Below are 23038 nucleotides of genomic sequence, written 5' to 3'. Positions count from 1 at the left end.
CGGTGTCCCCGGCGCCGCGTGCCAGTATGCCGATATGAGTAGTAGTCGGACATTTCGCACCGGCGGCGGCGAGCCGTGAGCGCGGCCGACATCCAGATCCAGGCCCTGATCCTGGTCCCGGCCTGTGCCGTCGCCGCGCCCCTCCTCGCCGACCGGCTGCGCCGACGGCTGGCGGTGCCGACCGTGGTGTTCGAGATCGTCCTGGGGATCCTGATCGGCCCCGACGTGCTGGGCTGGGCGAGCGTGGGCGACTTCCTCGGTGCGCTCTCCGACTTCGGCCTGGCGATGCTGATGTTCCTGGCCGGGTACGAGATCGACTTCGCCCGGCTGCGCGGCGGCCCGCTGCGCCGGGCCGGCGCCGCCTGGCTGCTCTCGCTCACCGTGGCGCTGGTCTTCGGCGCCCTGCTCAACAGCGATCCGCTGAACGGCGCCTTCACCGGGCTGGTGTTCACCACCACGGCGCTGGGGACCATCCTGCCGGTCCTGCGCGACTCCGGGGCGCTGCCGACGCCGTTCGGCTCGATGACGATGGCCACCGGTGCGGTCGGCGAGTTCGGACCGATCATCGGCGTCGCGGTCCTGCTCAGCGGGAACAGCCCGACCCGGTCCGCCGTGATCCTGGGCGCGTTCGCGATCGTCGCCGTCACCGCCGTCGGCCTCGCGCGCCGGCCGAGGCCGGCCTGGGTCGGCCGGGTGATGCGGCGCACCCTGCGCACCTCCGGGCAGTTCGCCGTGCGCACGCTGATCCTGGTGCTCGGCACCATGGTCGCGGCCGCGGTCCGGCTCGACCTCGACATGCTGCTCGGTGCCTTCACGGCCGGGATCGTCTCCCGGCTGCTGATGGCGGGCGCCGCCGAGGCCGAGCGGGAGGTGGTGGACGCCAAACTGGAGGCGATCGGCTTCGGGTTCCTGGTCCCGGTGTTCTTCGTGGTCAGCGGAATGACCTTCGACCTGGAGTCACTGCTCCACCGGCCGGGCACCCTACTGCTGGTCCCGGTCTTCCTGCTGTGCTTCGTGGTGGTGCGCGGGCTGCCGGCCGCCCTGCTCGCCCCCGATCTGCCGCACCGCGACCGGGCCGCGCTCGGGCTGTACGCCGCCACGGCCCTCCCCCTGGTCGTGGTGATCACCACCATCGAGGTGGACGACGGCCACCTGCAGTCCTCCACCGCCGCCGCGCTGGTCGGCGCGGGACTGCTCTCCGTGCTGCTGCTGCCGCTGCTCGCCCAGCGGGTGCTCGGCCGGTCGGCCCCGCCCGAGCCACCGGCCGACGGCCCCCGGGGACAGGCCGAGAGCTGGTGACCCCGGGGCGGGGCGCAGCCACCGCGGGAGCGGCGCCCCCGGCCACGGCGTCCGGGGCGGCCCGGGGCGGGGCGGCTGCGCCGGCCGGTCGCGCCGCGGCACCGGCCCGCGGCGCTCCTGCCGCACCCCGGCACCCGGCGCGCAGCCCGTGCGCCCCTGGCGACCATCCCGCGCACGGCAACGCACGGCGGCCCCGGCGCCGCCGCCCGTACGGCTTGCGGCGGCGCCTGCCGGGCCGAACCGCCGGACCGAACCGCCGCAGGCGCGGGCTCGCAGGACACACCCTGGCCGCACGGCCCGCACGTACGTCGCCGTCGGATCCCCCCAACCGGCAGGCGGCAGCCACCGGGCCGGGGCGCCGCAGGGCGCGTCCGCCGCCCGCCCGCCGCGCGTGGGGCGCCGTCAGATCACCCCCGACTGGCGGGCGGCGTCCTCGAAGGCGCGCACCGCCGGGTGGCTGCGGTAGGGGGCGAGGCGGCGGTGGAAGTCGCGCAGGTACTCGACGGTGCGGGCGGAGCGCATCTCACCGGCGGCGCGCAGCGCGTCGGTGGCCATGCCGCAGGCCTCCTCGGCCTCGCCGAGGCCGAGCCGGGCGGAGGCCAGCACCAGGCGGCAGAGGATCCGGCTGCGGGCGTAGGCGGGCCCGCGCAGCCGTAGGGACTTCTCGGCGTGCTGGGCGGCGGGCCGCCACTGCTGGAGGTCGCGGTAGCAGTGGGCGAACTCGTCGGCGAGCTGGGCGTCGTCGAAGTAACGGGCCCAGGAGGGGACTTCGTCGCCCGTACGGCCGGTCGCGAGGGCCCGCTCGCAGCGCACCAGCGCGGTGGTGCAGGAGCGGACGTCGCCGAGCAGGGCGTGGCCGCGGGCCTCGGCGGCGTGCATCAGCGCCTGCACCACGGGCACCGCGGTGGTGCCGACGCCCTGCTGGGCGACCCGGGCGAGCTGGATCGCCTCCCGGGCGTGCCCGAGGTGGACGGCCTGCTGGCTCATGGTGGTGAGGATGAAGCCGCCGAGCACTCTGTCCCCCGCCGCCTGGGACAGCCGCAGCGCCTGGACGAAGTAGCGCTGGGCCAGCCCGTGCGCGGCGATGTCGAACGAGGTCCAGCCGGCCAGCCTGGTCAGGTCCGCGACGGCGCTGAACAGGGCCCGGCCGACCGGTTCGCCGTAGCGGCCGCGCAGCATCGGCTCGGCCTCGCTCTCCAGGTAGCGGACCAGCGCCTGCCGGGCGTGGCCTCCGCCGTACGCCTGGTCGAGGGCGCGGAAGAGGTCACCGACCGCGCGGATGGCCGCGATGTCGCCCCGGCCGACCCGGACCTGCGGCCGGTGGTCGCGGGCGGTCTCGGCCTGCTCCGGTCCGGCCGCGGGCGGGCGGCGGCTCTGCTGCGGCACCCGGGCCTGCTGGGGCACCCGGGGTGCCGCGCCGGGCAGGCCGGCCCTGGCGACGGCCGGCTCCGGGCGCCCGTCGGCGGTGTCCGGGGCCGGCGGCGCGGAGCCGTCCCGGGCGACCCGTTCGTCGGTGCGGCCGATCAGCCAGTCCCGGCTGGGGACCACCAGGCCGGCCGGGGTGAAGGCGATCTTGCGGAGTTCGGCGTACGGGCCGTTGTCCTTGCGCCACATCGACGCGACGATGTCCACGGCCTCCTGCGGCGTCTCGGCGAACTCGAGCCCGGCGTAGACCGGGGCGCAGGCGTCCAGGCCGGCGTCCTGCGCGGTCAGCCGGCGGCCGAGGCGGCGGGTGAAGACCTCGGCGATCAGCGCGGGGGTCGCGCCGCGCGGCTGCTGGCCGCGCAGCCAGCGGGTCACCGAGGTCTTGTCGTAGCGCAGGTCGAGCCCGTGCTCCAGGCCGAGTTGGTCGACCCGCCGGGCGAGGCCGGCGTGCGAGAAGCCTGACTCCTCGATGAGCGCCGCGAGCTGAGGGTTCTGGGTCCGGACCGGACCTCCGGCCGGGTCGGCCGGGGGCACCGCGGCGGCGGGCCCGGCGGGCACCTGCGCGGCGGCCCCGTCCGGCACGTCGTGCGGGTCGTGCAGGTCGAGCGGATCGAGCGGTCCGTACGCCGGGCTGTCGGTTGCAGGCCGTTGGGGCATGTCTGTCAACACCTCTCGAGCGCCGCACCGGATCCCCCCGGTGCTCGGGGCGGCGCCCCTGTCGGGAATCGGCGTGAATGTAGCGAGCATTCGGGCGCTATGGGCGGATCTGGGCGGGCAATCCTCCGAACGGGTGATGCATTGGCGTCCGTTGTGGGGAAGCTCCGGCCCGGCGTGTTTGGGTTGGGGGTCGGCTGTCACGAATCGCCGCACATGGCGCGACCCCCCATGCGGCCCTCCCCCGCTATGGCTGCCGGGCACATAGGAGTGCGGGCCCGCCCTTCCTACCGTTCTCGGCCATGGACACCACTTCCGCGCCGCCCTCGCTCGGCGGCCGCACCGCCCTGGTCACCGGTGCCGCCTCCGGCATCGGCCGGGCCTGCGCCGAGGCGCTCGCCGCGGCCGGCGCCCGGGTGTACGTCGTCGACCTCAGTGCGGGCCCGGCCGGGGAGTTGGCCGCGCGGATCGGCGGGACGGCCGTCGTCGCCGACCTGGCCGACCCCCGCGCGGTGGACGCTTTGCCCGACGACGCCGACATCGTCGTCAACAACGCCGGCCTGCAGCACATCGCGCCGCTGCACGAGTTCCCGCCGGAGCGGTTCGCCCAGATCCAGCGGGTGATGGTGGAGGCGCCGTTCCGGATCCTGCGCCGCACCCTGCCGCACATGTACCGGCAGGGGTGGGGACGGATCGTCAACATCTCCTCCGTGCACGGGCTGCGGGCGAGCCCCTACAAGTCCGCGTACGTCACCGCCAAGCACGCCCTGGAGGGGCTGAGCAAGACGGCGGCCCTGGAGGGCGCCCCGCACGGCGTCACCAGCAACTGCGTCAACCCGGCCTACGTCCGCACCCCGCTGGTGGAGCGGCAGATCGCCGCCCAGGCCGCCGCCCACGGCATCCCCGAGGACGAGGTGGTCGAGCGGATCATGCTCGACCGGACCGCCGTCAAGCGGCTGATCGAGCCCGCCGAGGTGGCCGCACTGGCGCTGTGGCTGTGCTCCCCGGCCGCCGCCTACATCACCGGCGCCAGCCTGCCCGTCGACGGCGGCTGGACCGCGTACTGACACCGCGCCTCCCCCGCGCCGCCCCGCCCCGCCCCGTCCCGCCCCGTCCCGTCCCGTCCCGTCCCGCAACCCCCCGAGGTGACCCTGATGGCCAGTTCCCCCGACGACGCGAGAAACGGCTCCCGGCTCTGGAAGGTGGTCGGTGCCAGCCTGATCGGCACCACCATCGAGTGGTACGACTACTTCCTCTACGGCACGGCCGCGGCCCTGGTCTTCGGCAAGGTCTTCTTCCCCAACAGCGACCCGCTGACCGGCACCCTGCTCTCCTTCCTCACCTACGCGATCGGCTTCGCCGCCCGGCCGCTCGGCGCCCTGGTGTTCGGGCACTTCGGCGACCGGATCGGCCGCAAGCGGCTGCTGGTGCTGAGCCTGCTGCTGATGGGCGGGGCGACGACGCTGATCGGCTGCCTGCCGACGTACCGCCAGATCGGGGTGGCCGCACCGCTGCTGCTGACCGCGCTGCGGCTGGTCCAGGGCTTCGCGCTGGGCGGCGAGTGGGGCGGGGCGGTGCTGCTCGTCTCCGAACACGGCGACCAGCGGCGGCGCGGCTTCTGGGCCTCCTGGCCGCAGGGCGGCGCCCCGGCCGGCAACCTGCTGGCCGCCGGTGTGCTCTCGCTGCTGACCACCGTGCAGAGCGACGCCGACTTCCTCGCCTGGGGCTGGCGGATCCCGTTCCTGCTGTCCGCGCTGCTGGTGATGGTCGGGATGTGGATCCGGCTGTCGGTGGACGAGTCGCCGCTGTTCAAGCAGGCGCTGGCGGCCGCCGAGGCGCGCGGCCGCGAGGAGCGGCCGCCGCTGGTCGCCGTCCTGCGCGACCACTGGCGGGACGTGCTGGTGGCGATGGGCGCCCGGATGGCCGAGAACATCTCGTACTACGTGATGACCACCTTCGTGCTGGCGTACGCGGTCGGCCACGTCCACCTGCCCAAGCAGACCGCGCTGAACGCCGTCCTGATCGGCTCGGCGATCCAGTTCACCCTGATCCCGGTCTTCGGCGCGCTCTCCGACCGGGTCGGCCGCAAGCCCGTCTACCTGGTCGGCGCGGTCGGCGTCGGGGTCTGGGCGTTCGTCTTCTTCGGGCTGGTCGACACCAAGGACTTCGGCTCGCTGGTGCTGGCGGTCACCGTCGGCCTGGTCTTCCACAGCGCGATGTACGCCCCCCAGGCGGCCTTCTTCTCCGAGCTGTTCGCCACCCGGATGCGGTACTCCGGGGCCTCCATCGGCGCCCAGTTCTCCTCGGTGGCCGCCGGCGCCCCCGCGCCGCTGATCGCCACCGCGCTGCTCAAGGACTACGGCAGCGCCACCCCGATCGCCGTCTACGTCGCCATCGCCGCCGCGGTCACCTTCCTCGCCGTGCTCTGCGCCCGCGAGACCCGGGGCCGTGACCTGGCCGCGATCGAGCCCTCCGGCCCGGCCGGGGACCGCGCGGCGGGGCAGGCGGTCACCGTCTGAGCCCCCGTACCGCCCGGCGCGCTCCGCCATCCGCGCCGGGCCGTTCCGCCCTCCACCGAGAACTGGCACGATGTCCCGCACCATGGACCACCCCGACACCAGCTCCGTACCCGGCGCCCGGGCCCCGGAGGCCACCGCGGCCCCGGCCCTGCGCCGGCTGCTCGACCTGCTGGCCACCGGCGCGGCCACCGAGGACTTCGCCGCGGTGCTCGCGGACGCCCGCCACCGGGGCGCCCCGCCGCAGGTGCTCGCCGAGATCGACGACGCCACCTGGCAGGCCCTGCGGGTGCACCGGACCCTGCGTCAGCACCGCCGCCGGGAGACCGAGCTGACCGCGCTCTTCGACACCGCCGGCGACCTCGCGGCCTCCCGCGACCTGGACTCCGTGCTCCAGGCGATCGTCCGCCGGGCCCGGATGCTGCTGGGCACCGACACCGCCTACCTGACCCTGCCGGACGAGGCCGCCGGCGACACCTACATGCGGGTCACCGACGGCTCGGTGTCCGCGCTCTTCCAGCACCTGCGGCTCAGCCTCGGCGACGGACTCGGCGGCCTGGTCGCCCAGACCGCCCGCCCGTACGCCACCCCCGACTACCGCACCGACGGACGGTTCCGGCACACCGGCCGGATCGACGCCGGGGTGCTGGACGAGGGCCTGGTCGCGATCATCGGCGTCCCGCTGCTGCTCGGCGGCCGGGTGATCGGCGTGCTGTTCGCCGCCGACCGCTCGGCCCGCACCTTCTCCCCCGACGAGGTGGCGCTGCTGTGCACGCTGGCCGCCCACGCCGCGATCGCCCTGGACACCGCCGAGTCGCTCGCCGGAACCCGCGCCGCCCTGGCCGAACTGGCCGGCGCCAACGAGGTCATCAAGGCCCACGCCGCCGCCGTCCAGCGCGCCGAGCAGGCCCACGACCGGCTGACCGACCTGGTGCTGCGCGGCGCCGAGGTGGCGGACGTGGCGGCCGAGGTCGCCGCCCTGCTGGGCGGCGAGGTCTCGGTGCACGACAGCGAGGGCCGCCCGGTCACCGGCCGCCCGGCCGCTGCCGAGGACCTGGCCCGGGCGCTCTCCGCCTCCCGCGGCGAGGCCCGCGCGGTCCGGCACGGGGACGGCTGGGTCTGCGCCGTCCTGGCCGGACAGGAGCTGCTCGGCGGGCTGGCCCTGCACGGCCGCCCCGACCTGGACGACGCCGACCGGCGGATCTTCGAACGGGCCGGGGTCGTCACCGCCCTGCTCCTGCTGCTGCGGCGGTCCGTCGCCGAGACCGAGAACCGGATCCGCGGCGAACTGCTCACCGACCTGCTCACCGCACCCGACCGCGACCCCGCCGGCCTGACCGCGCGCGGCCGCCGGCTCGGCGTCGACCTGGCCCGCCCCCACCTGGCGCTGGTCGCCGACACCACCCCGGACGGCCGGACCAGGCTGGCGGGCGCCGCCGCCCGCCACCTCTTCGGCTCGCGCGGGATCAGCGCCGAGCACGGCGAGGCCGTCGTCCTGCTGCTCCCGGAGGACGGCACCGCACCCGGCCGGGTCGCCCGCGACACCGCCGACCGGCTGGCCCGGCTCACCGGCGCCCCGGTCACCGTCGGCGTCGGCCGCCCCGCCGCCGGGCCCGCCGCACTGGCCGCCGCCCACGCCGAGGGGGTGCGCTGCGTCCGCGCGCTACGGGTGCTCGGCCGGGAGGGGGACGGCGCCTCGGCGGCCGACCTCGGGTTCCTCGGGGTGCTGCTCGGCGACGGCCACGAGGTGGACGCGTTCGTCACCGGCGCGCTCGGCCCGCTGATCGACTACGACGCGCGGCGCGGCACCGAGCTGGTGCGCACCCTGCGGGCGTACTTCGACAGCGGCGGCAGCCTCACCCGTGCCAAGGACCAGCTGCACGTCCACGTCAACACCGTGGTCCAGCGCCTGGACCGGGTCGAGGCGCTGCTCGGCCCCGGCTGGAACCACCCCGAGCGCGCTCTCGAACTCCACCTCGCGCTGCGCCTGCAACTGCTCGCCGCCCCCTGAGCCCCCCGACCGCGCTCCCCACCGTGCACCCCGCACCGTGCGCACCCCGCGCTGTGCACCCCGCGCCTTGAAGGGTGCCGCGGCGCGGGGCGTACAGTGACGAGGTTGGTCTCGAACGCCTGGCAAGGAGCAGCGGTGAGCGAGCGGATACGGTTTGTGCGGTTGGGTACCGGCGAGGCTGCGGTGCCGTACCAGGAGGCCTGGGCCGAGCAGCAGCGGCTGCACGCGCTGCGGGTGGCGGACGAGATCCCGGACACCGTGCTGCTGCTGGAGCACCCGCCCGTGTACACGATGGGCAAGCGCACCAACCCGGCCGACCTGCCGCTGGACGGTACGCCGGTGGTGGAGGTGAACCGCGGCGGTGAGATCACCTGGCACGGTCCCGGCCAGCTGGTGGGCTACCCGATCGTGAAGCTGCCGGACCCGATCGACGTGGTGGCGTACGTGCGCCGGCTGGAGGAGGCGCTGATCCGGGCCTGCGCCGAGTTCGGTGTGGAGACCACCCGGATCGAGGGCCGCAGCGGGGTGTGGAAGCTCGGTGCGGAGATCCCGGACGCGGTGGTGGACCCGTCCCAGGTGGTGGAGATCGGCAAGCTCACGCTGCGGATGGGCCTGCCGCTGGGGATCGACCCGCGGCTGGCCGGGCCGGAGTACGCGCCCTCCAACGCCGGTCAGCGCGGCGACGACCGCAAGCTGGCGGCGATCGGCGTCCGGGTGGCGCGCGGGGTGACGATGCACGGGTTCGCACTCAACTGCGACCCGGACATGACCTGGTTCGACAAGATCGTGCCGTGCGGGATCCGGGACGCCGGGGTGGGTTCGCTCAGCTCCGAGCTGGGCCGGGACTTCACCGTGGCCGAGGCGCTGCCCGCGGTCGAGCGGCACCTGTCGGCGGTCCTCGCCGAGCTGCCGGAACCCGCCCTCACCCGCTGAGGTAGGGAATCCAGACCGGGTTCCGGTTGTTGCCCTGCGATTGCAGGGCCGGGCCCGGCACAACCGATGAATGCACAGGCGTACCCTGGGGGTACCCCGTCTAGTCCTAGGAGTCGCACGTGTCCGCTGTCGCACCCGACGGCCGGAAGCTCCTCCGCCTCGAGGTCCGGAACGCCGAGACCCCCATCGAGCGGAAGCCCGAGTGGATCAAGACCCGGGCGAAGATGGGCCCGGAGTACAACGCACTGCAGTCGCTGGTGAAGAAGGAGGGGCTGCACACGGTCTGCCAGGAGGCCGGCTGCCCCAACATCTTCGAATGCTGGGAGGACCGCGAGGCGACCTTCCTGATCGGCGGCGACCAGTGCACCCGCCGCTGTGACTTCTGCCAGATCGACACCGGCAAGCCCGCCGACTTCGACCGGGACGAGCCGCGCCGGGTCGCCGAGTCGATCGTCACGATGGACCTCAACTACGCCACCATCACCGGTGTCGCCCGTGACGACCTGCCCGACGGCGGCGCCTGGCTGTACGCCGAGACCGTCCGCCAGGTGCACGCGATGACCGCGGAGCGCCAGGCCGGCCGGACCGGTGTCGAGCTGCTGATCCCGGACTTCAACGCGGTGCCCGAGCAGCTGGCCGAGGTCTTCTCCTCCCGGCCCGAGGTGCTGGCGCACAACGTCGAGACGGTGCCGCGGATCTTCAAGCGGATCCGCCCGGCGTTCCGGTACGAGCGTTCGCTGGACGTCATCACCCAGGCGCGCGCGGCCGGACTGGTGACCAAGTCCAACCTGATCCTGGGCATGGGCGAGACCCGCGAGGAGGTCAGCCAGGCGCTGGCCGACCTGGTCGGGGCCGGCTGCGAGCTGATCACCATCACCCAGTACCTGCGGCCGTCGCTGCGCCACCACCCGGTCGAGCGCTGGGTGAAGCCGCACGAGTTCGTGGAGCTGCAGCAGGAGGCCGAGGAGCTGGGCTTCGCCGGTGTGATGTCCGGCCCGCTGGTGCGCTCCTCGTACCGCGCCGGGCGGCTGTACCGGCAGGCGCTGGAGCACCGCGCGCAGGCAGCGGTCTGAGTTTCGTCCGATGATGGGGCGGGTCCGGTCGGGCCCGCCCCGTCGCCGTGTCCGGGCCCGTCCGGCGTGCCCGCAACACGCCGACGGGCCCGGTCTTCATCGGCCTTTGACGCCGGGGTCACCGGTCGGCAACACCGGTGGGCCACCATGAACGGTGTCGGATCCACCTCGACAGCTACGGGAGCACGCGAGATGCAGGCAGGAATCGGAGCGGTACGGACCGGCCGGGGCATCGGCCGGGTCCGCTCGGTCGGGGACGCGGTGCGGCTGGCGGAGCGCGCCCTGCTGGGCGGCGCGCGGCGCAACGCCTGGTCGGCGGTGTGCGAGAACCGGCGGCACGCGGCCGACCGGGTGCAGGACGCGGTGCCGTCCGCCGCGGCCGGCCCGCGGGTCTGACCCGCGGCAGGGCCCCGGTCGGCGGCGGTACCGCGGCCCGGGGAGCGCCGCGCGGGCGGCGGTCCGGCGGGGACTCCGGGGAAGACGCAGGTCACGAACCGGCACCGCCCTTGGATATCCCGTACCTGCCACACGTACCATGGCCGGTATGGCGAGGGAATCATCCGTGAACCCCGGGCGGCTGCAGCAGATCCGCACGGCGTACCAAATGACCAAGAAGGTCGACACCAAGATCGGCCTGATCATCGGAGGCATCGGCCTCCTCACCTTCGGCGTGTTCCTCGCCATCGGTTTCCTGATCGGTCACCCCATCTACCTGGGCATCCTGGGCTTCATCGTGGCGTTCCTGGCCATGGCGATCGTCTTCGGCCGCCGGGCGGAGCGGGCGGCCTTCGGACAGATGGAGGGCCAGCCCGGCGCGGTCGCGGCGGTGCTGGACAACATCCGCCGCGGCTGGAGCGCCAACACCACGCCGGTCGCGGTGACCCGCAACCAAGACGCGGTCTACCGGGCGGTCGGCCGCGCGGGCATCGCGCTGATCGGTGAGGGCAACCCGAACCGGGTCCGGCCGCTGCTGGCGTCCGAGAAGCGCAAGATGGCCAAGGTCGTCGGCGACGTCCCGGTGCACGACATCATGGTCGGCAACGGGGAGGGTGAGATCCCGCTGAAGAAGCTGCAGATCCACCTGATGCGGCTGCCGCGCGCCATCACCCCCGGCCAGGTCACCGAGACCAACGACCGGCTGCGCGCGCTGGGCGACCTGCTCTCCAAGGCGCCGATCCCCAAGGGCCCGATGCCCAAGGGTGCCCGGATGCCCAAGGGCGGCCAGGCCCGCTGACCCCGCCTGCTTCGTTTGACACCACGGCCCCGCCGCGAGAGATCGCGACGGGGCCGTTCGACGTCCGCAGGCGTGGCCGCGGGCGGCGGCGGGGCCGGTGGGCGGCGGGGCGGGCGGGCGGCGGGGCGGACGCTGTTCAGGCGCGGATCTCCACCGTGGTTCAGGCGCGGATCTCCACCGTGCCGACCGCCTTGTCGTGCAGGCCGCGGGTGTCACGGTCCCAGACCAGGGCGGGCACCAGCAGGCAGAGCAGCAGCGTGCGCAGCAGGATCTGCGGGATGGTGGCCCGGCCGCCGTCCAGGCGGACCACCCGCAGGCCGAAGATCCGCTTGCCGACCGTGAAGCCGGCCGTGGCCAGCAGCAGCACCGTGACGACGTAGAACAGCGGGGTGGTCCACAGGTTGGCCGCCGCCTGGTCACCGCGTGCGATCAGCCCGTACGCGACCAGGCTGACCAGCCAGCCGTCGACGAACAGCGCGCCGATCCGGCGGCCCGGCCCGGCGATCGAGCCGGGGCCCTCCTTGGGCAGGCCGAGGCGCTCGCCGCGGTACCCGAAGTCGGCGCCCATCCGCTCGGCGGCGGCCTTCGGCCCGTCGATCCACGATCCCAACGCTTCTCTGGTATCCACGAATCCACAGTATCCGGACCGGTCGGGCGATCTTCGGCACCCTCCCCCCGCAGGGGTGAATCCGTGTCGCCCGGACCCCGCAAGTGGTCTGGACCACTCATGGGCCACCGGGCCGCCGGAGGCTGCGATTTGTCCGAAACCGTACGACTTTGCCGCCCGGCGGAGCGGTCCGGTTAACATTCAGGAAACGGTGGAGTCACCGGCCGGAAACGGCCCAGCTCTAACGTGAGCCGCCCTAGGGCGCCACCAGACCGCACGCTGAGGAGGATGGATGTTCACCAACGCCGACGAGGTGAAGCAGTACATCGCCGACAACGACATCAAGTTCGTCGATGTCCGGTTCTGCGACCTGCCGGGCGTCATGCAGCACTTCTCGGTACCCGCGGCGACCTTCGATCCGTCCGAGACCCTGATGTTCGACGGCTCGTCGATCCGCGGCTTCCAGGCCATCCACGAGTCCGACATGGCACTCGTGCCGGACCTGGCGACCGCCCGGCTGGACCCGTTCCGGACCGAGAAGCACCTCAACATCAACTTCTTCATCCAGGACCCGATCACGGGCGAGGCCTACAGCCGCGACCCGCGCAACGTGGCCAAGAAGGCCGAGGCGTTCCTGGCCTCCTCCGGCATCGCCGACACCGCGTACTTCGGCCCGGAGGCCGAGTTCTACGTCTTCGACTCGGTGCGCTTCGAGACCAGCGCCAACGCCTCGTACTACCACATCGACTCCGAGGCCGGCGCCTGGAACAGCGGCTCCGCCGAGGGCGACGCACGCGGCTACAAGGTCAAGTACAAGGGCGGGTACTTCCCGATCCCCCCGGTCGACCACTTCGCCGACCTGCGCGCCGAGATGTCGCTGGAACTGGCCAAGGCGGGGCTGGAGGTCGAACGCCAGCACCACGAGGTCGGCACCGCCGGCCAGGCCGAGATCAACTACAAGTTCAACACCCTGCTGCACGCCGCCGACGACCTGATGCTGTTCAAGTACATCATCAAGAACGTCGCGTGGCGCAACGGCAAGACCGCCACCTTCATGCCCAAGCCGATCTTCGGCGACAACGGCTCCGGCATGCACGTCCACCAGTCGCTGTGGACCGAGGGCTCGCCGCTCTTCTACGACGAGCAGGGCTACGCGGGGCTGTCCGACACCGCCCGCTACTACATCGGCGGCCTGCTGCGGCACGCCCCCTCGCTGCTGGCCTTCACCAACCCGTCGGTGAACTCCTACCACCGCCTGGTGCCCGGCTTCGAGGCCCCGGTCAACCTGGTCTACTCACAGCGCAACCGCTCCGCCGCGATCCGGATCCCGATCACCGGCTCCAACGCCAAGGCCAAGCGCATCGAGTTCCGCGCGCCCGACCCGGCGTCCAACCCGTACCTGGCCTTCGCCGCGATGCTGATGGCCGGCCTGGACGGCATCAAGAACAAGATCGAGCCGCTGGAGCCGGTCGACAAGGACCTGTACGAGCTCGCGCCGGACGAGCACGCCGCCGTCCCGCAGGTGCCCGCCTCGCTCGGGGCCGTGCTGGAGGCGCTCGAGGCCGACCACGAGTACCTGCTCGCGGGCGGCGTCTTCACCCCCGACCTGATCGAGACCTGGATCGACTTCAAGCGCACCAACGAGATCGCCCCGATCGCACTGCGCCCCCACCCGCACGAGTTCGAGCTGTACTACGACCTGTAGGGGCGCCTCCGACCTGCGGAAACGTGATTCGATCTCTCATCGTTTCCGCAGGTCGGCAACGCTCTGAGCTGTGAAAACGCCAGGCCGCCGACACGCTCCGAACGCTCTGCGGCTCGCGATGTGAACTGAGTGCACCGGGTTCGATCTCGGCAGGAGTTCTGTGTAGCGCCTCTCACGCGTGGGCCCACGAACCGCGGGCGGTGCACTTGTGTGCCATCACGTGGCATCACTGACAGGCCGTCAGGAGTAACACCCGACGCGAGGAGGCTTGCCACCCCACCGGGTACGCCCCGCCTCACCGCTTCCGACACCCTCTCCTCTCTCCCACCCGCCACCCGTTGAGCGCTCCTCGCAGAAACCCGCCGCCGCCGACCCCGGCACATCACCGCACCGACCGGGCACGCGGACTCACAACCCGCCGCCCCTGACGCGCAAACCCCCGGCTCTCCGGATACGAGAGCCTGCAGCGAACACCACTCGCCCCCGGAGCGGGCACGGACGGAGTGCTTCTCCCTGTCGAGAACGCCACATTCCTCGTGATGGTGGAGGCCCCACAGCTAGCGGAGGGGCCTGGGGTCATCGGGTCGCTCGCACGAAGGGTGCTGCCCCCGTGTCTCCCTGGATGCCGCCGAGGTTCTGCCTCGTGGGCATGACCAAGCGCAGTTGTATGGCGGGTCGGTCCACGGCTGGCGGTCCGCATCGAGGGCCGTTCTCTGTTCATCAGCAAGTGTTCTGACGATCAATCATGTAAGTATCTCTACGCAGCTGCATTGCGAGTCGATGGTCGATCATCTGGGGGTCCGCCAGCCCCCGTTATGTTCTTCGCGGCCCTGCAAGAGGGCCGCTGGCCTCCGGGCCCGGCATGACTGTGTCCCCCTGTCGAAGAGATGACCTGGGGGGTGGTGTCACCGGGCCCGGAGGTGTCGTCGGAGACGCTGATGAGAGGTCCGGCCACCGCCCGGTCCGGCGCAATGCCGGACGGCCGCAGGCGGCAGGTCTGCACAACGTGGATGCGCGCGTACGACACCACCGCCGAGGCCGGCTCGTCCGACTCCCCTGGAAGGGTGCGATGTTCGACACCGAAGACGTGGGCGTGTTCCTCGGCCTGGACGTCGGTAAGACCGCTCACCACGGCCACGGCCTGACCCCGGCAGGCAAGAAGGTCTTCGACAAACCGCTGCCCAACAGCGAGCCGAAACTGCGGGCCGTCCTCGAGAAGCTGGCCGCGAAGTTCGGCACTGTCCTGGTGATCGTGGACCAGCCCGCCTCCATCGGCGCCCTGCCTCTGACCGTCGCCCGCGCGGCCGGCTGCCAAGTCGCCTACCTTCCAGGACTGGCCATGCGACGAATCGCCGATCTCTACCCCGGCGAGGCGAAGACCGACGCCAAGGACGCCGCAGTGATCGCGGACGCGGCACGCACCTAACTCGTGCTCGCCAGGCAGACCGCCTGTTCATCAACAACCAGCCGACCCGCCAGGCCAGCACATCCGGGCCTCAATTGCGGACCGAGTCGCCCGCTTCTGATGACCCAGCCCCTCGCTGCTCGTTGGAGGCCCCCTCAGTTGCCTCCAAGATCCCCGACAGCGTCAGGTACTCAATTCAGATCGCGCAGCCGGCGGACCGGGCTCAGGAACAGGGCCGTCGGGGCGAGCGCGATGACGAGGCTGCACAGCCAGAACGCCGCGCGGATACCTAGCGCGCTGGAGGTGAGGCCAGCGGCGAGGGCGCCGAACGGGATGGCTCCCCAGGAGATGAAGCGGACCGTCGCCATCACCCGAGGCAACAGGTCAGCGGGCGTGACGGTCTGGCGGTGCGTCCGGGTGAGGATGCTCACTACGACCACCCCGGCGGTGAAGCCGGCGCTGCCCAGTGCGAACAGCGAGAGCAGCCAGCCGTGTCCGGCCAGCGGCATGAGGATCGTGGCGACGGCGGCCGTGGTGATCGCGACCAGGACGGCGCGGGCGCTGCCGATCCGCCTGCTCAGGCGCGGCGTCCAGGCGGCGCCGACCAGGCTGCCGATGCCCTGGGTGGCGATGAGGACGCCAACCAGGCTCGCGGGAGCCCCGAGGGTGCGCACCAGGAAGACCGGCGCGAGCGCCATCTGGGCCCCTGCGACGAAGTTGATCAGGGTGGCCACCGCGACGCATGGCGCCATCACCGGGTGGCGAACCACGTACCGGACGCCGTCCTTGATGAGTTGCACGAACGACGTGTTGTCTTGGCTGGACGGGCCGCGTTCCGGGCGGGGGAGGGTCCACAGCAGGACCGCCGAGGCCAGGTAACTGATGGCATCGACCACCAGACTGCTGGCCGCCCCGAGGAGTTGGACCAAGACGCCGCCGAGTGAGGGTCCGCCCAGGTCGGTCGCCGCCCCCGAGACTGAGGTCAGGCTGTTGCGCGAAGTCAGCTCCTCCTTGCTGACGATCGACGGTAGGAAGGAGGAGTTCCCCACGTCGAAGACGACGTTCGCCAGCCCGATTACCAGGGCGACCACCACGAGTTGGGCGAGTGAGAGGGCCCCGAACGCCGCCGCCACCGGCACCGATGCGATGGCGCCCGCCCGGAGCAGGTCCATCGCCACCTGGGTGGCCCGCAGTGGGAAGCGCTGGACGAGGACGCCGGCTGGCAGGCCGATCAGGATCCACGCCGCGTAGCTGGCGGCCGTGATGAAACTCACCTGGAGGCTAGAGACCTTCAAGGTCTCCACCGCCACCAGTGGCAGGGCGACGGCGGTGACTGCGTTCCCCACGTTGCTGACGGTCGATGCGGTCCAGTAGCGCCAGAACAGCCAGGCGCCCGACGGCCTGGCCGGAGCAGCACGCTCTGCGGTCAGGTTGGCCATGCCTACCCCCGATGTGAGTTCCCTTGAGATACTTACTCTATCGATCTTCCAAGACGGCACAATAGGTGACTGTGCGTTACTCGGATCTGGCTGCCGACAGTGACTGCTCCATCGCGCAGGCGCTGGGGGTCGTCGGTGATGCGTGGACGCTGTTGATCGTCCGTGACATTGCCGGCGGCGTAGACCGCTTCGCGGCCCTGCACGAACGCCTGGGCATCAGCCGCAAGGTCCTGTCGGCGCGCCTGAACTTGCTGGTCGAGGATCAGGTGTTGGAGAAGCGGCTCTACAACGCCCACCCGCCGCGGTTCAGCTACCACCTGACCCCGGCCGGCTGGGGCCTGTTGCCGGTGCTGGTAGCACTCCAGGACTGGGGATCGCGCCACCTGCTGGGCGACGGCAGCGTGTCCGCGACCAGTGAGCCCGGCGGGCCGGAGGCGCGACGGGCCCTGGCGCTGGTGGGTACGCGGGTGCCGCAATTGACCCTGACGAGTGCGGTCGGGGTGCCCACGGACCCCTGCTCGCCCGCCACTTGGACGGTCCTGTACTGCTTCCCGGGCGCGTTCGCCCCGGCTGCCCAGGCCTACTCGCCCGACTGGGGAGCGATACCCGGAGCCCGTGGCTGCACGCTCGAATCCTGCACGTACCGCGACCGGCTGGGCGAGTTTACCGAACGAAACACCGTTGTCTACGGGGTCAGCACACAGAGCCCGGACCAGCTGGCCGGCTTCGCGGCGCACGAGCGGATCACCTTCCCGCTCCTCTCCGACCAGGACCTGCGCCTGACGGGGGCGTTGCGCCTGCCGACCTTCCGTGCCGCAGGCGTCGACCGACTGAAGCGGCTCACCCTCGTCATCGACGGCGGGCGCACTGTGCGCGGCGTGCTCTATCCGCTGCCCGACCCGGCAGGGTCGGTTGAGGACGCGCTCGCGCTGCTCGACTCCCTGACCCGCCCACCGGGCGCGGAGTCGCAGTCGTCCGTATGAGCAGCGCAAAGATCGGTCGATTACAAACCGGACATACAGTGGCCTTGCCCATCAGATTGATACGAATTATCAACCGGCGGTTCACTTGGCGCTTGACGCGCAGCCTGCATGGGTGATGAACTTCGATCAAGAAAGCGGGGCGGCACGGGGGCGGCACCTATGAGGGTGCAAACGGGGATGTAACGGGGCTTTGATGCAGCCGATCTGGCGCATCTTCTCTTCACTGGTCAAGGATGTCGACTGCGCCTTGCGCGCAGCTTTCCATCCTTTCGACCGGCCTGCCCGCGTCACGGGAGTGACATTTCCCTGGAATGCTCGGCATGTCCTTGGAGGGGGTGAAATCCATGCGCAAGTACACCAAGCCGGTTGCGAAGAAGGTTGTCTTCGGCACCGTTCTGACGAACGTCTGCTGATACCTGGGTGTGCCGCACTCGCCAAAAGTGCGGCACACCCGCAGCACGTTTTCCCGGGCCGGTACGAATGGCCCGGTCTTTTGCTGGCACATGCGCTCGGGCAATTCGTGGTTCGGGCTTGCAAAGGCACACGCGAGGGTACCTATGTGTGGTTTGGCTGGAGTGGCCCGTCTCGGCGGGTGCTCGATCGGTTCTGAGGCGGACGAACTGCTCCGCCGCATGACGCAGGTGATCGCGCACCGGGGCCCCGACGGAGCGGCGGCGTTCCACCGCTCCGGTGCCGTGGGCCTGGGGTTCGTGCGGCTCTCGCTGGTCGACCCGGTCGGCGGCGGCCAGCCGCTGAGCACCGAGGACGGCTCACTGGTGCTGATCGCGAACGGCGAGATCTACAACCACCGGGAGCTTGCAGCCGGGCTGCCGCGCGGCACCAGGCTGCGCACCGGCTCCGACTGCGAAGTCCTGCTGCACCTGTACCGGCGGGACGGCATGGCGTTCCTCGACAAGGTCCGGGGCATGTTCTCCCTGGTCCTCTGGGACCGCGACCGCAACCGCCTGGTATTCGCGCGCGACCGCTTCGGGATCAAGCCGCTCTTCTACCACCGCAATGCCGAGCGCATTGTTTTCGGCTCCGAGATCAAGGCGCTCTTCGAGGACCCGTCCTGCCCCCGGAAGATCGACTGGGCGGGCGCCCTCTCCGATCAGCTGATGACCGGTGCGATGGTGCTCGACGACAGTCCGCCGAACACGTTCTTCAAGGAGATCGAACTCGCTCCGGCCGGCTGCATCGTCACTTTCGACCTGACCACCGGAGGCACCTCGACCCACCGTTACTGGTCCTTCCCGGAATTCGACGGTACGCGCACCGGGAGTGAGCAGGAAATTGTCCGGGCCTACGGCGAGACTTTGGCCGCCTCGGTCAAGGAATGCGGAATGGCCGATGTCGAGATCGGCCTCTTCCTCAGCGGTGGGATTGATTCGGCCGCGGTCGCGGCACTCGCCGCCGAAAAGCCGCGAACCTTCACGGCGCTCAACGGCAGCACGCTCGCGAACGCCGACGCCGAATACGGCCACCGCATCGCGGGCTGGCTCGGTCTGACCAACCATCAGGTCCTCTTCGACACCTCCGCCGTGCCCGGCATCGAGGAGTGGAAGCAGTTCCTGTGGCTGCTGGAGACCCCGCTGGCCGGTCCAGAGGCCTACTACAAGTACGAGATGTACCGCTACGTCGGCGCGCACGCCCCCGAGATCAAGGCGATGCTGCTCGGCGGCGGCGCGGACGAGTTCAACGGCGGCTACTCGGTCTCCTTCGCCGGCGGTGGCGAGTGGAGCGACTTCCTCACGAACGTCAATCGGATGGGCATCCGGGGTGACCAGCACCGCCGGCCGGACCTGGGTGCCTGGTGGGACCAGTCCGACCTGCCCCTGGTGCGGGCCTCCGCGCTGCGGGAGGCGGTCGGCGGCGGCGCTGCGCGCAGCCCGTACGAGATGCTCTACCGCTGGAAGTATCGCGACGTGCAGCAGTACAACTGCTGGCACGAGGACCGCACGGCCGCCGGCAACGGCATCGAGGCGCGGGTGCCGTTCCTCGACCACCGGCTGGTGGAGCTGATCGCCGCGGTCCCCGAACAGTTGCGCCCCAACCTGATCTGGGACAAGCAGATCCTGCGCCGGGCCATGGCCGGGATCCTGCCGCCCGAGGCGATCGCCCGTCCCAAGGTCCCGTTCTTCTACGGAGAGGGTGTCCAGCACACCTACCGGACCTTCACCCGGATGCTGGCGCAGCACGGCGACGCGCTGCTCGACGAGGCGCTGAGCAGCCCCGGCGCCCGCGAGTTCCTGGACGCCGACAACCTTCGCGCCTCGCTGCGCCGGCTCGAACTGGACCCGACCGCCGGGCACGTGGAGTTCCTGCTCCGGGTGGTCAACCTGGGCCTGCTGGAGCAGCTGACCAAGGAGCTGCCGGCCCCGCACGTGCAGGCCCCGAAGGCGCCGGTGCCGCTCGCGGTTCCGGTGACCGACTGGGACGCGCAGCAGGAGCAGATCGAGGCCACGGTGCTGCGCCGGCCGCCCGTCGACTTCGAGACCGTGCCCGAACTCGCCGACGGCGTCATGCTCTTGCACGCTCCCGAGGACGCCTCCACCTGGTACGTGGTGGTCGACGGCGCGGTGGAGTTCGTGATCGACGAGACCGAGACGCCCGAATGGCTGAGCGTGCTGCGGGCGTTGGACGGCAGCTCGACGCTGGACGCGGTACTGCACGCGCTCGGCCACGAGCGGGACCAGGTCGAGTCGCTGTTCGCCGAGGCCCTGGAACTCGGCCTGGTGGATGTCCGCAACGACCAGCTGGGAGCGGGGGCCGTCAAGTGAGCACGACGCTTGAGGAGACGAAGAAGCCGGCGGCCGTTGAGCGGCCCTACGAGTCCAGCTTCGACCCGCCGGGGTGGGTGTTCGACGTCCGGCGACTGACCGCGGTCTCCTGCGTGGCGGCCTTCGCCGTCGGGCTGTGGACCCTGGGCGGCACCAACCCCCGCGTGCTTGCGGGCCTGCTGGTGGTCGAGCTGGTCCTGATGTGCCTGCCCTGGCGGGTGCCGCGGACCATGCGCAGCGGACTGAGCTTCTGGACCGAGACGCTCTGCGGCCTGCTGGCGCCGATCGGTTCGCTGGTGCTGACCGCGGTGACCCGGCCCGACTGGCTCGGCAGGGGCGCCGCCTGGTGGTGGTACCCCATCGCGGTCGCGGTCACCGGCGGCCTGGTCGCCCTGAGCAACATGCGGATGCGGTCGCTGCTCTCCGGCGAGCTGGCGTTCGTCTTCGGCCCGACCCCCCGCGCGCACGGCGCGGCCCGGGCCTTCGCCAGCGCACTGTGCCCGGTCGGCGAGGAGGCGGTCTTCCGCGCGCCGGTGCTGCTGGCCTCGGCCACCACGCCGCTGGGCCTGCTCGGCGCCATCGCCTTCGTCGCCCGCCACCACATCCAGCCGGGCACCAACCGGCGCGGCACCACCCGCTCGACCGCAGTGGAGATCAGCGCGGCCGCCGCGCTGCTGCTGCTGACCGTGGCCTCGGGCTCGATCTACCCGGCACTGCTGGCGCACGTGCTGAACAACATTCCGACCGTCGTGCTGGAGCTGCAGCGCGACAACGACGACAGGGGCTGGGCATGATGCTCGACCTGAGCGGTTGCGAGGCCGAACTGCGCCGCCGCGGCCTGGTGCCGACCGACTGCATGACCCTGTTCAGCGTCGGCTCGGTGGCCCGTGGCTGGGCCAATCAGAGCAGCGACTTCGACTTCTACCTGGTCTCCCGCAGCGTGCCGCGGATCGAGGGTGCGCGGACCGTCCCGGTGCCGCTGGGCCACGAGACGATCAGCACCTTCGACTTCCCGTTGGACGGCCGCCGCTGGGAGGTCGCCTACTGGCTCGACTCCCAGGTCGACCAGATGCTGTCGAAAGTGACCTGGTCCGAGTTCGACGCCGGGGTCTCCTCCCTGAAGGTCATGGTCGACACCGAGGAGCTGTTCCTGGAGCGGATCCGGACCGGCCTCCCGCTGCTCGGCGAGGACTGGCTGGACCGGCGCCGGGTGGAACTCGCCGACACCGCCTACCAGGCCTTCCTGACCACCCGGTCGCTGGCCGAGGCGGACGGCAACGTAGAGGACGCGCTGGGCATGCTGGTCGCCGGCGACATCGAGAGCGCGGTCATGGCCGCCCGCAAGGCGCTCGGCCACGCCGTCGATGCGCTGCTGGAGAGCCACGGCAACTACGGCTCCCGCACGCCCAAGTGGCGGGCCCGCCGGGTCAAGGAGGCGGCCCTGCGGGAGCTGCCCTTCGAGCGGTACTGGGCGCTGGAAACCATGGCCGACTACGACGCGCGGGACCCGGCCGACTGGGTCCGCCGGGTCGTGACGCTCTGCAAGGACCTTTCCGTGGAAGTGGAGATCTGATGACGTCCCAGACCTATGACGCCCAGTCCGTCCCGGCCCGCAAGCTGGAGGCCCGGGTCCGCAAGTTCCGCGGCAAGCTCTTCGTCGCGAACGCGTCGCTCGCCTTCGAGCTGGACGAGGTCGCCGAACTCATCTTCCGCAGTGTCGACGGCGTCGCCACGCTCCAGCAGATCGGCGAGAAGGTCGCCGCCGAGTACGACATCTCGGTGGCGGAGGCCGTCTCCGACTGCGCCGAGCTGCTGGCCCAGCTCACCGAGAACGGCATGGTCGAGTGGCCGGCCGTGAGCAGTCATCAGTAGTCGTCAGCAGGCGCAGCAGGAACGGGAGGAGGCGGGATGTGCGGGATAGTCGGCCTGTTCGTCGGGTGCACGGCACTGTCGTACTGCCCGAAGCAGTTGCTGGCCGGCACACCGGCCGCGGCGCCTGACGGCGCCGCAGGCTACCGCAGCCCGTTCCGCAACTGGCACGAGCGGGCCAGCGTGCGCCAGGCACCGCGCCGCGTGCTCGCGGACGACGAGGGCGACCGCCACTACTTCTCGCCCGACCTGGTGGCCATCGCCCAGCACCCGCTGGTGAAGGAGCTGCCGCCCGCCTGCTTCGAGGAAGTCCTGGTCCAGCACCTGTACCGCTACCTCGAGTTCACCGCCCGCCTGGAGTACCTCGTGGTCAACCGCACGGTGCTCGGCATCGCTCGGGGATCGATCGGCGTCCACCTGCCGGAGGAGATGCGCTTCGACGCGTACAAGATGTACTGCGACGAGGCCTACCACACGCTGTTCTCGGTGGACCTCTCCCGACAGGTGCGGCAGCGGACCGGCATCGTGCCGAAGGAGACCGGGGAGCCGTACTTCCTGGTGCGCCTGCAGCAGATCCTGGCCGAGCTGCCGGCCGGGGACCGGGCGCTCGCCGAGGTCCTGTTCGTCATCGTCTCCGAGACCCTGATCTCGGCGAGCCTGGCCGAAGTGCCGGAGCGCGCCGACGTGGTGGCGGCGGTCCGCAGCACGGTCCGCGACCACGCCTCGGACGAGGGACGCCACCACGCGTACTTCGCGACGTTCCTGCGCCACCTGTGGGGACAGCTGTCGCCGCGCGAACGCCGCACCGCCGGCCTGCTGGTACCTCGCCTGGTCGATGCCTTCCTGCGCCCCGACCTGCCGGCCATCCGGCTGGAGCTGGCCGGGTACGGGCTGAGCGCGGCCGACGCCGAGCAGGTCGCCGCAGAGACGTACACGCCGGGGATCATCGGGGCCCACCTGGCGGCCACCTCGCGCCAGACCGTCCACTACTTCCAGTCGCTCGGCGCGTTCGACGACCCGGCGGCCCTGGACGAGCTGCGCCGGTACGGGATGGTCGCTTGACCCGAGCGCACGGGGGACGGATCGTTCTCCTCCGGCGGCCCGG

General features: G+C 71.7%; 18 protein-coding genes and 1 pseudogene. 16 read left to right on the top strand and 3 right to left on the bottom strand.

All coding sequences use genetic code 11. The annotated features are described in order from the left end of the window. Nucleotides 1–75 precede the first annotated feature (75 nt). On the top strand, nucleotides 76–1299 hold the full coding sequence (locus AB0D08_RS01135; protein ID WP_359885878.1) for a cation:proton antiporter: 1224 nt from the start codon (nucleotides 76–78) through the stop codon (nucleotides 1297–1299). 402 nt (nucleotides 1300–1701) lie between these two features. On the opposite strand, the gene AB0D08_RS01130 is transcribed toward AB0D08_RS01135, so the two are convergent. Next, entirely contained in the window at nucleotides 1702–3381 is a 1680-nt protein-coding gene (locus AB0D08_RS01130) for a regulator (protein ID WP_359885877.1), read from the bottom strand. Between the two features lie 299 nt (nucleotides 3382–3680). On the opposite strand from AB0D08_RS01130, the gene AB0D08_RS01125 reads away from it, so the two are divergent. The 7 genes from AB0D08_RS01125 to AB0D08_RS01095 all read left to right on the top strand — a co-directional run bounded on the left by AB0D08_RS01125 (nucleotide 3681) and on the right by AB0D08_RS01095 (nucleotide 11145). Beyond that, nucleotides 3681–4445: a 3-hydroxybutyrate dehydrogenase gene (locus AB0D08_RS01125; protein ID WP_033824977.1), complete on the top strand. Its 765-nt coding sequence runs from the start codon at nucleotides 3681–3683 to the stop codon at nucleotides 4443–4445. 87 nt (nucleotides 4446–4532) lie between these two features. Continuing rightward, nucleotides 4533–5897, top strand: a complete 1365-nt coding sequence (locus tag AB0D08_RS01120; protein ID WP_359885876.1) for an MFS transporter — start codon at nucleotides 4533–4535, stop codon at nucleotides 5895–5897. An 82-nt stretch (nucleotides 5898–5979) separates the two neighbouring features. Continuing rightward, nucleotides 5980–7905 carry a GAF domain-containing protein gene (locus AB0D08_RS01115; protein ID WP_051811557.1) on the top strand — a complete coding sequence of 642 codons (1926 nt, stop codon included), beginning with the start codon at nucleotides 5980–5982 and terminating at the stop codon, nucleotides 7903–7905. Nucleotides 7906–8040: 135 nt separating this feature from the next. After that, the gene (lipB, locus tag AB0D08_RS01110) at nucleotides 8041–8838 is read left to right on the top strand and encodes a lipoyl(octanoyl) transferase LipB (protein ID WP_359885875.1); all 798 of its coding nucleotides are present in this window, start codon (nucleotides 8041–8043) and stop codon (nucleotides 8836–8838) included. 119 nt (nucleotides 8839–8957) lie between these two features. Next, a complete protein-coding gene (locus AB0D08_RS01105; RefSeq protein WP_033817828.1) occupies nucleotides 8958–9911 on the top strand; it encodes a lipoyl synthase in 954 nt (317 codons plus the stop codon). 192 nt (nucleotides 9912–10103) lie between these two features. Further along, a complete protein-coding gene (locus AB0D08_RS01100; protein WP_033817827.1) occupies nucleotides 10104–10307 on the top strand; it encodes a hypothetical protein in 204 nt (67 codons plus the stop codon). A 148-nt stretch (nucleotides 10308–10455) separates the two neighbouring features. Beyond that, nucleotides 10456–11145: a DUF4191 domain-containing protein gene (locus AB0D08_RS01095; RefSeq protein WP_033817826.1), complete on the top strand. Its 690-nt coding sequence runs from the start codon at nucleotides 10456–10458 to the stop codon at nucleotides 11143–11145. Nucleotides 11146–11305: 160 nt separating this feature from the next. Here AB0D08_RS01095 and AB0D08_RS01090 read toward each other — a convergent pair whose 3' ends face one another. Further along, entirely contained in the window at nucleotides 11306–11773 is a 468-nt protein-coding gene (locus AB0D08_RS01090) for an RDD family protein (protein ID WP_033822818.1), read from the bottom strand. Nucleotides 11774–12044: 271 nt separating this feature from the next. Here AB0D08_RS01090 and glnA point away from each other — a divergent pair, with 271 nt between their 5' ends. Continuing rightward, nucleotides 12045–13457, top strand: coding sequence for a type I glutamate--ammonia ligase (glnA, locus tag AB0D08_RS01085; RefSeq protein WP_033822819.1), 1413 nt, complete (start codon nucleotides 12045–12047; stop codon nucleotides 13455–13457). Nucleotides 13458–14526: 1069 nt separating this feature from the next. Then, nucleotides 14527–14880: pseudogene (locus AB0D08_RS01080) on the top strand (IS110 family transposase); the annotation flags it as partial. A gap of 173 nt (nucleotides 14881–15053) precedes the next feature. Here the strand turns inward: AB0D08_RS01080 and AB0D08_RS01075 are convergent. Further along, the gene (locus AB0D08_RS01075; RefSeq protein WP_051811730.1) at nucleotides 15054–16301 is read right to left on the bottom strand and encodes an MFS transporter; all 1248 of its coding nucleotides are present in this window, start codon (nucleotides 16299–16301) and stop codon (nucleotides 15054–15056) included. 71 nt (nucleotides 16302–16372) lie between these two features. On the opposite strand from AB0D08_RS01075, the gene AB0D08_RS01070 reads away from it, so the two are divergent. From AB0D08_RS01070 to AB0D08_RS01045, 6 genes are all read left to right on the top strand, one after another. Continuing rightward, on the top strand, nucleotides 16373–17284 hold the full coding sequence (locus AB0D08_RS01070) for a winged helix-turn-helix transcriptional regulator (RefSeq protein WP_359885874.1): 912 nt from the start codon (nucleotides 16373–16375) through the stop codon (nucleotides 17282–17284). A 503-nt stretch (nucleotides 17285–17787) separates the two neighbouring features. Next, nucleotides 17788–20064 carry an asparagine synthase (glutamine-hydrolyzing) gene (gene asnB, locus AB0D08_RS01065; RefSeq protein ID WP_359885924.1) on the top strand — a complete coding sequence of 759 codons (2277 nt, stop codon included), beginning with the start codon at nucleotides 17788–17790 and terminating at the stop codon, nucleotides 20062–20064. Beyond that, the gene (locus AB0D08_RS01060; protein WP_082526215.1) at nucleotides 20061–20858 is read left to right on the top strand and encodes a CPBP family glutamic-type intramembrane protease; all 798 of its coding nucleotides are present in this window, start codon (nucleotides 20061–20063) and stop codon (nucleotides 20856–20858) included. The genes asnB and AB0D08_RS01060 overlap by 4 nt, the downstream gene beginning before the upstream one ends. Then, complete coding sequence (locus tag AB0D08_RS01055; RefSeq protein WP_033818176.1) at nucleotides 20855–21637, top strand: hypothetical protein; 783 nt, start codon at nucleotides 20855–20857, stop codon at nucleotides 21635–21637. Before AB0D08_RS01060 ends, AB0D08_RS01055 begins: the two co-directional genes overlap by 4 nt. Then, entirely contained in the window at nucleotides 21637–21936 is a 300-nt protein-coding gene (locus AB0D08_RS01050; protein WP_033818177.1) for a PqqD family protein, read from the top strand. Before AB0D08_RS01055 ends, AB0D08_RS01050 begins: the two co-directional genes overlap by 1 nt. A 36-nt stretch (nucleotides 21937–21972) precedes the next feature. Continuing rightward, nucleotides 21973–22995, top strand: a complete 1023-nt coding sequence (locus tag AB0D08_RS01045; RefSeq protein WP_033818178.1) for a diiron oxygenase — start codon at nucleotides 21973–21975, stop codon at nucleotides 22993–22995. Nucleotides 22996–23038 lie beyond the last annotated feature (43 nt).

Source organism: Kitasatospora sp. NPDC048540 (assembly GCF_040651175.1).
Classification (GTDB): domain Bacteria; phylum Actinomycetota; class Actinomycetes; order Streptomycetales; family Streptomycetaceae; genus Kitasatospora.
This window is presented reverse-complemented; position numbering and strand designations above follow the sequence as displayed.

Excerpts from the sequence above, each read along its gene's own strand:
- AB0D08_RS01125 (WP_033824977.1), top strand. The coding sequence starts at position 3,681 with ATGGACACCACTTCCGCGCCGCCCTCGCTCGGCGGCCGCACCGCCCTG.
- AB0D08_RS01120 (WP_359885876.1), top strand. The coding sequence starts at position 4,533 with ATGGCCAGTTCCCCCGACGACGCGAGAAACGGCTCCCGGCTCTGGAAG.
- AB0D08_RS01075 (WP_051811730.1), bottom strand. The coding sequence starts at position 16,301 with ATGGCCAACCTGACCGCAGAGCGTGCTGCTCCGGCCAGGCCGTCGGGC.
- AB0D08_RS01055 (WP_033818176.1), top strand. The coding sequence starts at position 20,855 with ATGATGCTCGACCTGAGCGGTTGCGAGGCCGAACTGCGCCGCCGCGGC.
- AB0D08_RS01115 (WP_051811557.1), top strand. The coding sequence starts at position 5,980 with ATGGACCACCCCGACACCAGCTCCGTACCCGGCGCCCGGGCCCCGGAG.
- asnB (WP_359885924.1), top strand. The coding sequence starts at position 17,788 with ATGCGCTCGGGCAATTCGTGGTTCGGGCTTGCAAAGGCACACGCGAGG.
- glnA (WP_033822819.1), top strand. The coding sequence starts at position 12,045 with ATGTTCACCAACGCCGACGAGGTGAAGCAGTACATCGCCGACAACGAC.
- AB0D08_RS01100 (WP_033817827.1), top strand. The coding sequence starts at position 10,104 with ATGCAGGCAGGAATCGGAGCGGTACGGACCGGCCGGGGCATCGGCCGG.
- AB0D08_RS01130 (WP_359885877.1), bottom strand. The coding sequence starts at position 3,381 with ATGCCCCAACGGCCTGCAACCGACAGCCCGGCGTACGGACCGCTCGAT.
- AB0D08_RS01095 (WP_033817826.1), top strand. The coding sequence starts at position 10,456 with ATGGCGAGGGAATCATCCGTGAACCCCGGGCGGCTGCAGCAGATCCGC.
- AB0D08_RS01045 (WP_033818178.1), top strand. The coding sequence starts at position 21,973 with ATGTGCGGGATAGTCGGCCTGTTCGTCGGGTGCACGGCACTGTCGTAC.
- AB0D08_RS01050 (WP_033818177.1), top strand. The coding sequence starts at position 21,637 with ATGACGTCCCAGACCTATGACGCCCAGTCCGTCCCGGCCCGCAAGCTG.